This is a genomic window from Bacteroides propionicigenes (assembly GCF_018390535.1).
Taxonomy (GTDB): Bacteria; Bacteroidota; Bacteroidia; order Bacteroidales; family Bacteroidaceae; genus Bacteroides; species Bacteroides propionicigenes.
On record NZ_JAHBBW010000006.1, the window covers coordinates 131,403 to 147,600 of the forward strand.

A 16,198-nucleotide genomic window follows, 5' to 3' on the forward strand; every position below is an offset into this window, starting at 1 on the left:
AAATATTGATAGTCTCTTTTATTAAAATGAAATACTTGTTATGAGAAAAAGTATCTTATGCTACTTATTGCCAGGGTGTATTGCACTATCTATCAATCTGTTATTGTGCGCTCAAAATAGAGTTGTTGCTCCGATGATAGATGTAAATGATGTAATTGATAATACGTTGGACAGCTTGAATAAGGCACGGACTATGAGGCCTATCGCCGGTTCCAGCCGCAAAGGGGATAATCCAGTACTTTTTTTAGTCGGGAATTCTACCATGCGTACCGGTACTTTGGGTAATGGAAATAACGGACAATGGGGATGGGGATATTATGCGGGTGAGTATTTCGATGCTAAAAAAATAACTGTGGAAAACCACGCATTAGGTGGAACAAGCAGTCGGACTTTTTATAACCGCCTTTGGTCGGAGGTTCTTAAAGGAATACGTCCGGATGATTGGGTCATTATAGAATTAGGGCATAATGATAACGGACCGTATGATAGCGGTCGTGCCCGCGCCTCTATTCCGGGAATCGGGAAAGACAGTTTGCTTGTGACAATTAAAGAAACCGGAGTAACGGAAACCGTATATACTTATGGTGAATATATGCGGCGTTTTGTCAGGGATGTAAAGGCGAAAGGGGCGCACCCTGTTCTTATGTCTTTAACCCCTCGTAATGCATGGGACGATAAAGACAGCACGGTTATTACACGCGTAAATAAGACTTTTGGTTTGTGGGCTAAACAGATAGCGAAAGAGCAGCGTATCCCCTTTATTGATTTGAATGAGATTACGGCCCGTAAGTTCGAAAAGTTTGGTAAGGAGAAAGTGAAGTATATGTTTTATATAGACCGGATACATACCAGCGCTTTTGGTGCGCGTATAAATGCGGAGTCGGCAGCCGAAGGCATCCGTGGATGTAAAGGACTGAAGCTATCCTGTTATCTGAAGCCGTTGGAGCAGGATTCTGTTACGGGAAAGAGTCGTAAGAAAGGTTGTCCGGTGTTGTTTACTGTGGGAGATAGTACAGTAAAGAACAATGATGACGATGAGAATGGTATGTGGGGCTGGGGCAGTGTGATTGCTGATAAATTTGACTTGAACAGAATTACGGTTGAAAACTGTGCTAAAGCCGGACGTAGCGCACGTACTTATTTGGATGAGGGGCGTTGGGATAAAGTGTACAATGCGCTTCAGCCGGGGGATTTTGTACTCATTCAGTTTGGACATAATGATGCCGGAGCTATCAATACGGGCAAGGCGCGTGCGGAGTTGCCCGGAGCAGGAAGCGAAAGCAAGGTGTTCTTAATGGAGGCGTCCGGGAAGTATCAGGTGATTTATACTTTCGGCTGGTATCTGCGCAAGTTTATTATGGATGTAAAAGAAAAAGGCGCTACTCCCATTGTGTTGAGCTATACGCCGCGCAATATATGGGATAATGGAGAAATTCAGCGCAATACTGGTTCTTTCGGTAAATGGACTTGTGAAGCGGCGGAACAGACCGGGACGTGTTTTATAGACCTGAACAATCTTTCGGCGGACAAACTGCAAAAAATGGGCTGGGAGCAAGGGCTACGTGTAGTAGGCGAGTATTTTAACCATGACCATACACACACCTCGCTGAAAGGTGCGCGGCTCAATGTGGAAAGTATTGTCGAAGGATTGAAAGCTTCCGGTTCTCCGCTAAAGGATTATTTGAAATGAAACCGTAAAAATCCGTTTCAGTAGTATCTGAAAAAAGGGGGATATGTCAAAACTGAAGTGACATATCTCCCTTGAATAATAGTTTAACGGAAATCGAACATCAGATTCAGATGCAGCCCTTCATCTCCGGATTTGATTCGGATATTGCCCGGCTGGCTGTTAGGTCCTTGCTGCTCAATGGGTTTGAAAGAACAGATAGCCGGAATGTCGAGCAGGAAGGAGATGTCACCTTCCGGGAATTTAGGCATGGTGTCTTTGACGCGTCCGGCAGGTTCTTCGGGTGTGAAGATGTGATAGAAGATTCCGTCGTTGCGGGAATAAACGGTGAAAGGTGTGGTGTCACTTTCCAACGTAGCCCAGTACATATTGGCGTGATAGCCTTTGAATTCGGGATAAACCAAGTTCTCGTAGCTTTCGCCGGTAATAGTATTGTTATACTCTTTTTGCCAAATGCCGTAGGTGGTTCCTGCAATGCGGTTTTTCCATACGCGATAAGGGCCTCGTCCCATCCATCTCATTCCGGTACAAGCTTGTTCGGGATAGGAGAAGGTCAGTCCGAGATTATAGACTTGGGTATCCATAAAAGCATCGTCAAAACCGCCACCGCCCGAAGCGCGGTTCAGCAGGATGGCGTCCATATAGAGTAATCCGTTGCCGGTGAGTTTCCAGACGATAGAGTCGGCGCCTCCCCGGTACTTGGCGCAGAATACGGCTCCGTCCTCAGCCGCACGTATATAGCTTGAAGAAGGCTGATATTGCATCTTCATACCTATGGGGCGCGGACCGTTCTTGAAAGGAATCTCTTTGTCGCCCGCTTTCACCCTGCGGAGCAGACCCGTCGTGGCGTCGAAGGTGACGCATACGCTTGTGCTGTTCAAGATTACTTCATCTGTGGTTTGTGTGGCTGTAGCCTGTTCTGTAAGATTCAAAGACATGGGGGTCTGCGACAGTTTCTGTTCAAAATACTGTTTGGCCAAATGGATGGGGTAAGACCACTCGCAGATGCTTTTTCCTTCTTTGTCGAAAGCTTCAAGATGCAGGACATCGCCATTGTGGAAACCTTCGGGAACGATGAAACGGGCGGTTCCTGTCTCTCCCGGACTGATAGCGGGAAGACGGACTTCGCCTTCGGCAAGTATCGTCGTTTTGCCTTTGTCCTGCAAGGGAGTGCTGCATGACAGTACCTTATATATCATCCGGCACTGCGACAGGTTAGTATAGGTATATTCGTTTGTCAGCAGGAAGCTGCCGTTAAAGTGGGTGGTGATGAGCAACGGTTTCAATTGTATAGGCGACCATTGGGCGCGAATAGCATAGAAGCTGCCTTCCTTTTCGCGGCGGGGACCGACAATGCCGTCGGGGGCGTTGGATTTGTCGGAATCGAGGATGCCACCCTTGTCTGTACGCTTGGGAGCTTCATCGCAATATACCCAGATAAAGCCTCCGGCAAACATGGGGTTAGTGAGCCAACGGTCCCAAAAATCGCGCAGACCCGCTCCGCCGCCTTGGTCGTACATGGCGTGCATGAATTCGGTGGGCATAAAAACCTTGTAGCCGTTGGTGAGGCGTGCCACTCCGGTCAAGTAAGCCGGATAGTGGTGAGTGTCAAGTTCGTTAAAGTCGGCCCACGGGTGTACCACATGACGCTTTTGTAACTTGTCGTATTTGGCAAACAAAGAGTCGAGGGCGTAGTTCCAACCACCTTCGTTGCCATTGCTCCAAATAATAATACAAGGATGATTGACGTCACGCTCTATCATCTCCTTTACAAGTCCCGGTCCTACTTTGGAGTCATAACCGTTCTGCCAACCGGCAAGTTCGTCCATGTAGACAATGCCCAGAGAGTCGCACATATCGAGAAAGTGCTCATCGGGAGGATAATGAGAACGGACTGCATTCATGTTCATTTCCTTTATGAGCAATGCATCATGGCGGCTCATGGCAGCACTTGTGGTACGTCCTCCGTCTACGGAGAAAGAATGGCGATTGATTCCTTTTACTACTAATTTAACACCGTTCAGGTAGATTCCGTCTTGGGGGAAGAACTCAACGGTACGGAAACCGATGCGGGTTTCACGGGTTTGAATTGCTTTGCCGGACGGGTCTTTCAGCGTGAGGCTGGCAAGGTAGAGTTGAGGGTTTTCGGTATTCCAAGGCTTCACGGACTTATAGACGCCTTTTAGTTGCTGCTCGCTGTCAGAGTTTGTAATCCGGTGGGTAAGGAGGGGCTGGTTATCCTTTGTGAGAATTTCCTTCCCGTCGTTCAACTCTCGAATGGCAACGGACAATTCATAGCCTTGCGCATCTCCCTCCATTTCCACAGCCGCGCTGAAAGTTCCGTCGTGGCGGGCATCAAGGATGAAATGTCTCATATTGATTTTCGGAACTACCTCTAACCATACGGGGCGGTAGATACCGCCGAAAAGCCACCAGTCCGCCTTGCGCTCGGCGGCGTTTATCGACTTGTTAGCGGATTCCTTGGCTATCTTCACTTCAAGGGTATTCCGCTTGCCGAATTCAATGAGTTCTGTAATGTCGTAACTGAAGCGGTAGAACCCGCCTTGGTGAATGGCTCCGGCACTTTGACCGTTTATCAGTACTTCAACATCGGTCATTACACCGTCAAAGTAGATTTTTATCCGCTTATCTTTCCAATATTTAGGCACTTCAAACTTGTGCCGGTAGATTCCCACCTCGTCGCTCGGTTTTTCGCCCGGTACTTTGTACCAACGGCCGTAGGTATATTCTCCAAAGCCTTGAAGCTCCCAGTTGCAGGGAACTTCTATCTTTTTCCATTTACCACTGTTCTGCCCCTTAGTACAGAAAAACTCCCAAGTTTTCGTATCGTCAATACCGGTCCCCGAAAGGTATATTCTTTCCGGATGCGGGGCTTGGGCGTACACGCCATGTTTATGTATTTGGTTATAGTGTTTTTCCAGCCTTTCATATTCCTCTTTGGTGAGTCGCATGAATGAGCCATGCTGCGGAGCATCCACTCCTTTGATGTCTTGAGGGGAATGAAAATTTCGCAGATATTTGTCGGCCCGGCAGATGCGATACCGTTTAGGATTGGAAGAGTATTCTATATAGCCCACACGCCAAGTGGAGTCACCCGCTAATTGAAAGGCTGACACACCTTCGCATTTCTTGTTACCTTCAAAGTCCACGTAGTCTTCTTCTACGGGCTCGCTCCATGGACCGGTCAACGCAGGGGCAGTGGCTGTGAAGAGTCCCGGTTTGCCGCCTTCCTTCTTTATCATCAGGTGGAACAGCCCGTCCGACTCTAAATAGTTGATATCAGCATCAATAGTAGCATATCCCCAGTCGAACAGCAGGCGGGGTTTAGTGAGGGTGGTAAAAGTCTCATCGGCATATGAATAATACATTCGGTCGTACTTTTCTTCGGCACTGTTCCAAAGTGAGTAATAGACGAAATAACCGCCTTTCCGCCCGTCAGTCCATTGATAATCGGCATCCCAGATGATTTGAGGTGCCCAAACACGGTTTATGGTGGAGTAGTTGGTATAGCTATCGGGTGAGCCTGGGTCGGAGAAGAGGGCGGATCCTTTGCGGAAGTCGAAGGTGGTAGATTCCCAATGAATGAGGTCGTCACTGGTGAGGAGATTTATGCCGTAGTTGTTCCATACCTTGCTCTTGCGTACACACATATCAGTAGTGGCCATCAGGTATCCGCTGCCATCGTGTTTGCGGCAGATGTAAGCATCGCGTGTTCCGCCTTCGATGGCTGCCTTTTCGGTGGAACTGAATATAGAGTCACCGTTGAGGAGGTCGTGGTAGTTCAGTCCGTCACGGCTCAGAGCGTAAGCTGTCCATTCGCCACGTCCGCTCATATGGCAATATAGATAGCCGTATTCTCCTTTTTGCAGATTTTGTGCTTGAAGGGAGGCTGTTGCCCACAGACAGCAGAAGAAGAGTAGAAAGTTCAATGTCTTGTTCATGGTTTATATTGTTATTGGAGACAAAAATAGGAAATTATCCGTGAATATTATCTCTTGTCCGAGCACATAGTACCTGAAACAACAAAAACAATAAGAGAACTGCCAAAAGACTCAGAATCTGTTTGCTTGGAAACTCTTATATTTGCCACACAGAAAAATATTTGTTTCTTAATACTATAAAACTATTAAAGACACATGAATAGACTACTTGGATTAATTTCCTTTCTTTTAGTGTTGGCGGGTTCTGTTTCTGCCAAGGTGGTACTTCCGGCTATCTTTTCCGATAATATGGTTTTGCAGCAAAACGCACAAGTCAATCTGTGGGGAAAGGCAACACCCGGCGAGCGTATTTCGGTAAAAGCATCATGGGCGGATAAGGCTGTAGCTGCCAAAACGAATGCTGACGGTAAATGGACTGTAAAACTAAAAACTCCTACGGCAACAAAGGGACAGACTGTTACGGTGAGTGGTGAAAACACCATTGTTATTAATAATGTATTAATAGGGGAAGTCTGGCTTTGTACCGGACAATCTAATATGGAATATCCGGTTTCTAAACATCCTGACAAAAAATGGATGACCGGCATGACCACGGAAGCCGAAGAGATGAAAGATGCCGATTATTCGGAATACCGTTTGTTCCGGGTTGAACATCAACTGGCTCCTGATGGGGAAAAAGATGATTGTCAAGGCCGTTGGCTGGTTTGTACTCCGGAGAATTTATATGATTTCTCGGCGGTAGGTTTCGTTTTTGGACGCAGGTTGCATAAGGAATTGGGAGTACCGGTAGGCATGATACAGTCTACATGGGGAGGTACGCATGCCGAATCGTGGACAAAGATGAGTGTCATGAAGAATAATCCGCTTTATGCAGATGTTCTTGAAGATTTTGCGCTGAAGAATGTGAAACAGGAAAAGGGGTATTGCAAAGTCCCTTCTACACTTTGGAATGGAATGATTCATCCCATTTTGGGATATACAATAAGAGGAAACATCTGGTATCAGGGAGAGTCTAATGCCATTCGTTATGAAAAATATCAGCAGGTATTTACGAATATGATTAATAGTTGGCGGAAAGAATGGAAGCAACCTGATATGCCTTTCTATTTCATGCAGATTGCTCCACATAAAGGGCAGCCGGCAGGTATTCGTGAGGCACAGCTCAAAACGTGGCAAAGCGGTCTGAAGAATGTGGGTATGGCAGTTGTTACCGATGCGGCAGACTCTACGGATATTCATCCGCGTAATAAGCGTGTAGCCGGTGAACGTATGGCTTTATGGGCACTTGCCAAGCAATATGATAAAAATGTGGCTTATTCAGGCCCGCTCTTTAAGTCAATGAAGGTTAGTGGCGGTAAGGCTGTGCTGAGCTTTGAATATGCCGGAGACGGATTAATGACACCGGAGAACGCTCCGGTAAAGGGTTTCTTGGTAGCGGGTGCCGATAGGCGTTTCTATCCGGCAGAGGCTGTGATAAAAGGTGCCCAACTGGAAGTTTCCGCTTCGCAGGTGGCTGTTCCGGTTGCCGTACGCTACGGATTCTGTAATTTCTTTCGTGTAAACCTGTATAATAAAGCCGGTTTGCCGGCAGTACCTTTCCGTACGGATACATGGGAGCAGGGTTCATATGCCCGTTGGTTTGCAGATTCTGAAATGATGCGTTTTCCGCAGGCTTATCAGTTGGATCATGGTAAGCGTTTGTTTTTCGGTTATGCTCAAGGAGTAGGTTGTTGTGCTATGTTGCAAATGTGGAAGGCTACGGGAGAGCGCCGCTACTATGATTATGTGAAACAATGGGCTGATTCTCTGATTAATGAGAAAGGGGAAATTCATTTGTATGATATGTCCACCTATAATCTGGATTTCATTAATTCGGGAAAGGTGTTGTTTGACCTCTATCGTGAAACCGGCGATCGGAGATATAAGTCGGCGATGGATATTCTTATCAAGCAACTGAAGAATCAGCCGCGTACTTTGGAAGGCGGTTTCTGGCATAAGCTGATTTATCAGCATCAGATGTGGCTGGATGGACTGTATATGGCTTCACCGTTTATGGCACAATATGGTGCGGAATTCAACAAGCCGGAATGGGTTGATGAGGCGGTGAAGCAGTTTCGTCTCTGTCATAAGCATACTTACGATGCCAAAACAGGACTTTATCATCATGCTTGGGACGAAAGTAAAAGTCAGCGTTGGGCTAATCCGGAAACAGGACATTCTCCTAATTTTTGGGGACGTAGCATAGGTTGGTGGTTCATGGCATTGGTAGATGCTTTGGACTTTGTACCGGAGAATCATCCGGGACGTGCCGACATGATTGGATATATTCGCGGATTAGCGGAGACGTTACCGAAATATCAGGATAAAGCAGGACTTTGGTATCAGGTTATTGACCAGCCTAAACGTAAAGGTAACTTTCCGGAGGCATCTGTGACTACCCAGTGTATGTATGCTTATGCGAAAGCTGTGAATAAAGGATATATTGATGCCAAATATCGTGCAGTGGCAGAAAAGGCCCTGCAAGGACTGAAAGACAAATTGTTGATAGAAAAGCAGGATGGAACTTTAACTTTGACCCGTTGTTGCCAAGTTGGCGGTTTAGGCGGTCATCCGTATCGTGACGGAAGTTTTGAATATTATATAGGTGAAAAAATGAGAGATAATGATTCCAAGGCAACAGGTCCGTTTATTATGGGATGTTTGGAGTTAGAAAAATAAGATGGGTATGAATCGACTGTGTAGTATTGCCATGATTGTGTTTTGCGCAGGAACTTTGTCTGCACAAAATCTTGCGTGGCCGGAAATTAGTTTGGAGGCCAAACCTGCTGCCCGTTGGTGGTGGATGGGAAGTGCGGTAGATAGAGATAATCTGACCCATAATTTGGAAACGTATGCTGCAGCGGGAATGGGAACCATGGAAATTACTCCAATCTATGGCGTGCAAGGAAATGACGCGAATGATATTCCGTTTCTTTCTCCTCGTTGGATGCAGATGCTGCAATACACGGAAGATGAAGCTTCACGTCTGGGTATGCAGATTGACATGAATACCGGTACCGGCTGGCCTTTTGGCGGTCCTGAAGTAGGTGTGGAAGACGCTGCCTGCAAACTGCTGATTGCGGAGTATCGGGTAGAAGGAGGAAATACGTTTGATAAGAAAATAGAAGTCGCTGATAGAAAGCAGCAGCCTTATGCCAAGTTAGAACGTCTGATGGCTTTTTCTGATGCAGGGAAGTGTATGGACTTGACGGCTAAGGTAAAAGACGGAGTATTGCGTTGGAAGGCTCCGAAAGGTTGTTGGCGCTTGATTGCCGCTTTTTGCGGCAAGACTTTTCAGAAAGTGAAGCGTGCTGCTCCCGGTGGTGAGGGGTATGTGATGAATCATTTTTCCGCCCGTGCCGTGAAAAACTATCTTGGACGTTTTGAACGTGCTTTTAGCGGAGAGTTTAGGAATACCAATGGTACTGTCACTGCTTATCCTCATAATTTTTTCAATGATTCCTATGAAGTTTATGGGGCAGACTGGTCAGAAGGTCTTTTTGATGATTTCCGGATACGTCGCGGTTATAAATTGGAAGAACACTTGCCGGAATTTCTTGCAGAAGGAGAACGCTCTGACGAAACCCGACGCATTGTTTCCGATTATCGTGAAACTCTCAGTGAATTATTACAGGAGAATTTTACCCGTCAGTGGACGGAGTGGGCGCACCTGCACGGTTCTAAAACAAGGAACCAGGCTCATGGTTCACCGGGAAATCTGATAGACCTTTATGCTACGGTAGATATTCCGGAGTGTGAGGGGTTCGGCTTGTCTGATTTTGGCATACAGGGACTGCGCAAAGACTCGTTGACACGTCCTAATGACTCTGATCTCTCCATGCTGAAATATGCTTCTTCGGGCGCTCATATTGCCGGAAAACCTTATACATCTTCGGAGACTTTTACTTGGTTGACAGAGCATTTCCGTACCTCTTTGTCACAATGCAAACCGGATATTGACCTTATGTTTGTGTCCGGTGTCAATCATGTTTATTTTCACGGCACAACTTATTCTCCCGCTGAGGCTGCCTGGCCCGGTTGGAAGTTTTATGCTACGGTAGATATGAGCCCGACAAATAGTATCTGGCGGGATGCGCCTGCGTTCTTTCAGTATATATCCCGTTGCCAAAGTTTCTTGCAAATGGGACAGCCTGACAATGATTTTCTGGTGTATCTTCCTGTGTATGATATGTGGCAGGAACAAGACGGCCGTTTGTTGATGTTTGACATTCATAAAATGGCAAAACGCGCTCCTCGTTTTATAGAGGCGGTACATCGTATTAATGATGCAGGTTATGATATGGATTATGTTTCCGATAATTTTATCCGTACAGCTACTTGCCGTGACAAAAAGATTGTAACATCCGGTGGAACAACCTATAAGGCGTTGGTTGTGCCCGGTGCCCGTTTGATGCCTGCAGATGTACTTGCCAGACTTCTTGACTTGGCTAAGGAAGGTGCAACCATTGTGTTTTTGGACCGGTATCCGGAAGATGTTCCGGGTTATGCCAAATTGGAACAGCGTCGTGCGGAATTTAAGCGTACCTTAGGGAAGATAAAGGAATTAGGAAATGAGAATGGCAACGGCAAAACGGTGCTCTTTGGTATGGATTATGTTCGTACGTTGGCACAGACTACAGCTATGCCGGAAGCGATGAAAACTTCCTTTGATTTGAGTTGTGTCCGTCGTAAAAATTCGGATGGTTATCATTATTTCATTTCTGCGCTGACAAATAGAGATACGGAAGGTTGGATACCATTGGCTGTGCCGGCACGTTCGGCTGTACTGTATAATCCGATGAATGGAACTTCCGGTAAGGCTTGTTTACGGCAGAATAATGGAAAGACGGAAGTTTATCTGCAATTGGTTTCCGGAGAATCTGTCATATTGAGAACTTTTACAGAAGTCGATGTGCAGGCTCCGGAATGGAGATATCCGGCTGTTTCAGAGGGAGCTGTTGAATTGTCCGGTTTGTGGAACCTACGCTTTCTGGAAAGTATTCCTGAAGTGCATAATCTTCCGGATTCCGTATCTTTAGGCTCATGGACGGATGTATCTTTTGAAAACGCTAAAACAACTATGGGCACAGGCTGTTACACGACTACTTTTAGAATTGAGAATCCGGCTTCCGCTCAGGATTGGTTGCTTTCGCTTGGTGATGTTCGTGAGAGTGCCCGTATACGTATCAATGGCCGGGAAATTACTACTTTATGGGCTGTGCCCTATTCTTGCTCTGTCGGACAGTACCTGCTTCCGGGAAAGAATACTTTGGAAATAGAGGTAACCAACCTTCCTGCCAACCGCATTGCAGATATGGATTGTCGTGGAGTGAAATGGCGTATTTTTAAAGATATCAATATTGCAGCGCTTGGTTATAAAAAAGGAACTTATGCCCATTGGACACCTGTGCCAAGTGGCTTATTAGGTCCTGTACGTATTGTTCCGTTGAAACTGATTAACAAAGAAATACAATGAGAAAGTTTGGTTTGGTTTGGATAGCGTTGGTTTGTACAGTTTGCTTCCTATATGCTCAAGACCCGCGTGAGAGATATTATTTTTATGAGATTCTTGAGCCGAAGCATGAGCCGAAACCATTGGTGGAGGGTTTTGCTCAGGAACGGATTACTGAAAAATTGAATCGTGGTCTGGTGGCTGTTCCTTCCCGGAACGGCAAATCTGTATATCTTAGTTGGCGTTTGCTGGAGTCGGATGCTCCTGCAACTACTTTTCATGTTTATCGCGAGACAGACGGAAAATCTTGTCGTTTGACGAAGAAAGCCGTTTCCCGTACCTGTGATTTTCTGGATACCACTCCTCACAAGCAGGCTGTTTATTGGGTAGAGGCCGTTGTAAAAGGGCGAAAACCGATTGCTTCAGAAAGGCGGAAGGTGGTATTGGCCGATTTGCAGCCTTACACTTCTGTTCGTTTGAAAGATAATGCCAAAGCCGGAAAGATAGCTTTAGCTGATTTGAATGGCGACGGAGCTTACGATTATGTAGTCCGTACTCCTGAAACAAATGTTGATCCGGGGATGCCGGGTGATACTACCGGCAAGACTTATAAGATTTCAGCTTACTTGAATGACGGTACTTATTTGTGGACATATGATATGGGGCCGGGTATTGAGCCGGGTATCTGGTACTCGCCTTTTATTGTGTACGATTTCAATGGTGACGGCAAAGCCGAGGTGGCGATTAAAACGGCAGATACCGATTATGTGAAAAATGAGAAAGGGCGTGTTTGTGGTGGTAGTGAATATCTTTCTGTTCTTGACGGTATGACGGGAAAGGAAATAGACCGTGTGGATTGGCCAGAACGTAATGATCGTTATGGAAATCTGATTCGTCAGAATCGTAATCAGATGGGAGTAGCCTACTTGGACGGAAAGACTCCTTTTATATTAGCGGCGCGCGGTACGTACAAATTGATGGTTGTAGATGCATGGATGTTGAAAAACGGTAAACTGGAACGTGTGTGGTGTTGGGACGGTGACGAGGAAAACCCCATTGTCCGGAGTATGGGTGCACATAGTATGGTTACGGCTGATGTAGACGGCGACGGTCGTGATGAAATAATGTTGGGATCTTGTATGCTTGATGATAACGGCACGCTTTTATGGTCTTCCGGGTTGGGGCATAGTGACAAGGCATATCTTTGCAAGTTGCGTCCTGATGTGGAAGGTATGCAGGTGTTTATGGTCAGCGAGCCGAAGAAAGAAGATGGTCGTGGCGTTTCGGTGGTAGATGCCGCTACAGGTAAGTTAATATGGGGTATCGGGCATACTACCTATCATGTAGGTGACGGTATGGTAGCGGATTTTGACCCGGCTTATCCCGGTTTGGAATGCTTTGCCAGTGAAGACCGTAAGGGAGGAAGCACTGACAGGTATCTACTTACAGCTGGCGGAAAGAAATTAGAAGTGGGTCGGGACGAGATACCCGGTTGCCGTAATTGGATATGGTGGGATGCCGATCTGTTGCGTGAGACATTCAAGGGGGATGATAACCGTTGGGGAGCCGGTTCCTCTTCCGGAGGACGTAGCCAGAGTATTTGGAAATGGAAAAGTGAAGTGTTGACAGAAAACATACAGGGGGATATCTTGTTAATGGCTGATATGGAGGGTGATTGGCGCGAAGAATTGATAACGGCTTTACCCGGTGAACTTCGTATATATCACACCAATATTCCTGCAGCTGATCGTAGGGTGACGTTGATGCAAGATGCACTGTACCGTAGCTACGTGGCCCATCGCAGTATGGGGTATCCTCAAGCGCCTGTACCTTCTTATTATTTGGGAAATAATTAATGTGTATGAGAACCTGTTATTTCTCATACGTTTGCTAACTTTTAAAATGCTATTAAGAATGACAAAACAATTGTGTGTAATTGCGGCTGTTTGTTTATGGATATTTAGTTCTTGTCAGTCTACGGGCTATAAGTATGAGGCTATTTATCGTAATTTGCCTTTTGATATGCCTCGTGTGGAAGCACCTGAATTTCCTGATCGTACGGTCAATCTGAAAGAGTTTAATGCTGTTGGTAATGGAGAAACTTTGTGTACGGAAGCCTTTGCCAACGCAATCAATGCCCTTTCCGAACAGGGAGGAGGGCATCTTATTGTCCCTGCCGGCGTTTGGTTTACAGGACCTATTGTATTGAAAAGTAATATTGACTTACATCTGGAAAAAGGAGCGGTCATCCTTTTTTCCCCTGATGTAGACCTTTATCCTTTGGTAGAAACTGTATTTGAAGGTTTGGATACCCGCCGTTGCCAGTCTCCTATTTCCGGTCATAATCTTGAGAATGTGGCTATTACGGGTAAAGGAGCTATTGATGGAAATGGCCATTATTGGCGTCCGTTGAAACGTGAAAAGGTAACGGAGAGTGTTTGGAAGCAGACAACATCCCGTGGTGGTGTGTATAAACGTCCCACCTACTGGTTCCCTTATCCTGAGACCTTGAAAGGAGATACTATCAGTAATATGAATGTTCCCCAGACTTTGAAAACGGAAGAAGAGTGGCAAAGTGTCCGCCATTTCCTTCGTCCTGTAATGGTAAGCCTGATAGAATGTAAAAATGTATGGTTGCAAGGAGTGATATTTCAAAACTCTCCGGCATGGAATCTGCATCCGCTGATGTGCGAGAATGTATTGATTGAAGATGTGCAGGTGCGCAATCCGAGTTACGCACAGAATGGTGACGGATTGGACTTGGAATCTTGCAAAAATGCTCTGATTGTGAATTCTACTTTTGATGTGGGTGATGATGGCATTTGCTTGAAAAGCGGTAAAGATGAAGATGGGCGTCGTCGTGCACGCCCTTGTGAAAATGTTGTGGTAGATGGTTGTACGGTATTTAAAGGGCATGGCGGTTTTGTTGTTGGCAGCGAGATGAGTGGTGGAGTGCGTAATGTATCTGTAAGCAATTGCCAGTTCTTGGGAACGGATGTAGGATTGCGTTTTAAAAGCAAGCGCGGGCGTGGCGGTATTGTTGAAAATATATGGATAACCGACGTGTCTATGATGGATATTCCGACCGAGCCGATTACTTTCAATCTTTACTACGGCGGCAAATCAGCTGTTGAAGTATTGGAAAGTGGCGAAAAAGTTCCGGCAAAAGTTGAACCGCTTCCTGTGGATGAGACAACCCCTTGTTTCCGTAATATCCATGTAAAACATTTGATATGTGCGGGAGCGCGACGTGCGTTGTTCTTTAACGGCATTCCTGAAATGCCGATTGAAAATGTGGTTTTGGAAGATATTGATATTACTTCCCGATTAGGGGCCGAGTTTATTTATAGCAAGGCTGTCACGATGAAGAATGTGACTATACGCAATACGGAGGGTGAGGAGATTGTTACGCGGTTTTGTGAGGATGTGAAATAAGGGGTTGAATGTAATAATTGTGAACGAAATGGATTGTCAAATCTGACACCCTTTCAGTCAAAATAAGTACAAAGAGTAGGGGATGATTCCCCTATTTTTGTATCATAAAATAGTGACTAAAACTAACTACCATGAAACAATGTTTTTTTGCGGTCGATTTGGGTGCTACCAGTGGCCGTACTATTTTGGGCACTTTCACGCCGGAGGGGTTGGAACTGGAAGATGTGAATCGTTTTCCGAATCATCTGATTGAGACCGGCGGACATTTTTACTGGGATATTTATGAACTTTACCGACATATAATTGAAGGGCTGAAAACTGTTGCCCGAAAGAAAGATGTTGAAATTACCTCCATTGGCATTGATACATGGGGGGTGGATTTTGTTTGTGTAGGTAAAGACGGTGGATTTCTTCGCCAACCTTATTCGTATCGTGATCCTCATACCGTCGGTGCACCCGATGCCTTCTTTAATAAAGTGGCTCGTAAGCAGGTTTATGAGTGGACAGGTATCCAAGTAATGAATTTCAACTCTCTGTTCCAGCTTGATACGTTGAGACGTAATGAAGACAGCGCATTGGCTGCTGCCGATAAGTTACTTTTTATACCGGATGCTTTGAGTTATATGTTGACCGGTGAAATGGTAACAGAGTACACTATTGCCAGCACGGCGCAGTTAGTGAACGCGAAAAACCGTAACTTGGAAGAGGCTTTATTGCGCGAGCTTGGGCTTACCAATACTAATTTCGGCCGCTTTGTTTACCCCGGTGAGAAGGTAGGAACACTGACAAAAGAGGTACAGCGCATAACCGGACTTGGTGATATACCTGTGATTGCAGTAGCCGGTCATGACACTGCTTCTGCCGTAGCTTCAGTTCCTGCTGTGAATCCTGATTTTGCATATCTGAGCAGTGGAACCTGGTCTTTGATGGGTGTGGAGACGGAAGGCGCGGTTATTACAGATGAGACTGAGGCTTTGAATTTCACTAATGAAGGAGGTGTGGACGGTACAATCCGTCTGTTGAAAAATATTTGTGGAATGTGGTTGTTGGAACGTTGCCGGGCTGCATGGGGTGAAACTTCTTATCCGGAGTTGATAACCGAAGCGAATGTAAGTGAACCGTTTCGTAGTTTGATAAACCCTGATGATGCTCTGTTTGCCAATCCGGTTGATATGGAGCAGGCTATAAAGGACTATTGCTCTGATTGCCGCCAACCCATTCCGCAGACTCGGGGACAGATTGTTCGTTGTATTTTTGAGAGCCTTGCTCTGCGCTATCGTCAGGTGTTGGATAATCTTCGCACTCTTTCTCCCCATCCGATAGAGACTCTTCATGTTATTGGCGGGGGAAGCCGTAATGATTTGTTGAATCAATGGACGGCTAACGCCGTCGGTATTCCTGTGGTGGCCGGTCCTTCTGAGGCTACAGCAATCGGAAATGTTATGATTCAGGCTCTTGCGGGCGGAAAGGCAAAAGATATTGCTTCTATGCGTCGGTTAATCAATCAGTCAATTTCTTTGGAGACTTTTTATCCGGAAGATACGGAAGCGTGGGACGCCGCATATTTGCACTTCAAACAGGTGACAAAGAATAATTAAAATTAATATTTAAATAAATCAGTAT

At 45.9% G+C, this 16,198-nt stretch carries 7 protein-coding genes and 1 pseudogene; 6 read left to right on the forward strand and 2 right to left on the reverse strand.

Annotation, left to right across the window (positions count from 1 at the left end; all coding sequences use genetic code 11):
- Nucleotides 1-40 precede the first annotated feature (40 nt).
- Nucleotides 41-1,690 (forward strand): rhamnogalacturonan acetylesterase, encoded by a 1,650-nt coding sequence (locus KG118_RS10235; protein WP_199598774.1) that lies wholly within the window; start codon nucleotides 41-43, stop codon nucleotides 1,688-1,690.
- Between the two features lie 83 nt (nucleotides 1,691-1,773).
- Here KG118_RS10235 and KG118_RS10240 read toward each other — a convergent pair whose 3' ends face one another.
- On the reverse strand, nucleotides 1,774-4,593 hold the full coding sequence (locus tag KG118_RS10240) for an exo-beta-1,4-galactosidase (protein ID WP_233514895.1): 2,820 nt from the start codon (nucleotides 4,591-4,593) through the stop codon (nucleotides 1,774-1,776).
- Between the two features lie 27 nt (nucleotides 4,594-4,620).
- Nucleotides 4,621-5,649: pseudogene (locus tag KG118_RS17680) on the reverse strand (glycoside hydrolase family 43 protein); the annotation flags it as partial.
- Between the two features lie 195 nt (nucleotides 5,650-5,844).
- Between KG118_RS17680 and KG118_RS10245 the strand changes: the two are divergent.
- From KG118_RS10245 to KG118_RS10265, 5 genes are all read left to right on the forward strand, one after another.
- Nucleotides 5,845-8,367, forward strand: a complete 2,523-nt coding sequence (locus tag KG118_RS10245) for a glycoside hydrolase family 88 protein (RefSeq protein WP_117711551.1) — start codon at nucleotides 5,845-5,847, stop codon at nucleotides 8,365-8,367.
- Between the two features lie 7 nt (nucleotides 8,368-8,374).
- On the forward strand, nucleotides 8,375-11,164 hold the full coding sequence (locus KG118_RS10250) for an alpha-L-rhamnosidase (protein ID WP_117711694.1): 2,790 nt from the start codon (nucleotides 8,375-8,377) through the stop codon (nucleotides 11,162-11,164).
- Nucleotides 11,161-12,996 carry a rhamnogalacturonan lyase family protein gene (locus KG118_RS10255; RefSeq protein ID WP_117711550.1) on the forward strand — a complete coding sequence of 612 codons (1,836 nt, stop codon included), beginning with the start codon at nucleotides 11,161-11,163 and terminating at the stop codon, nucleotides 12,994-12,996. Before KG118_RS10250 ends, KG118_RS10255 begins: the two co-directional genes overlap by 4 nt.
- Before the next feature lie 58 nt (nucleotides 12,997-13,054).
- On the forward strand, nucleotides 13,055-14,575 hold the full coding sequence (locus tag KG118_RS10260; protein ID WP_117711549.1) for a glycoside hydrolase family 28 protein: 1,521 nt from the start codon (nucleotides 13,055-13,057) through the stop codon (nucleotides 14,573-14,575).
- Nucleotides 14,576-14,706: 131 nt separating this feature from the next.
- Nucleotides 14,707-16,173 carry a rhamnulokinase gene (locus tag KG118_RS10265; protein ID WP_117711548.1) on the forward strand — a complete coding sequence of 489 codons (1,467 nt, stop codon included), beginning with the start codon at nucleotides 14,707-14,709 and terminating at the stop codon, nucleotides 16,171-16,173.
- Nucleotides 16,174-16,198: the final 25 nt, after the last annotated feature.

What these genes read in the sequence shown, in the direction of transcription:
- KG118_RS10235 (WP_199598774.1), top strand. Translation starts at nt 41, where the DNA reads ATGAGAAAAAGTATCTTATGCTACTTATTGCCAGGGTGTATTGCACTA.
- KG118_RS10245 (WP_117711551.1), top strand. Translation starts at nt 5,845, where the DNA reads ATGAATAGACTACTTGGATTAATTTCCTTTCTTTTAGTGTTGGCGGGT.
- KG118_RS10250 (WP_117711694.1), top strand. Translation starts at nt 8,375, where the DNA reads ATGAATCGACTGTGTAGTATTGCCATGATTGTGTTTTGCGCAGGAACT.
- KG118_RS10255 (WP_117711550.1), top strand. Translation starts at nt 11,161, where the DNA reads ATGAGAAAGTTTGGTTTGGTTTGGATAGCGTTGGTTTGTACAGTTTGC.
- KG118_RS10260 (WP_117711549.1), top strand. Translation starts at nt 13,055, where the DNA reads ATGACAAAACAATTGTGTGTAATTGCGGCTGTTTGTTTATGGATATTT.
- KG118_RS10265 (WP_117711548.1), top strand. Translation starts at nt 14,707, where the DNA reads ATGAAACAATGTTTTTTTGCGGTCGATTTGGGTGCTACCAGTGGCCGT.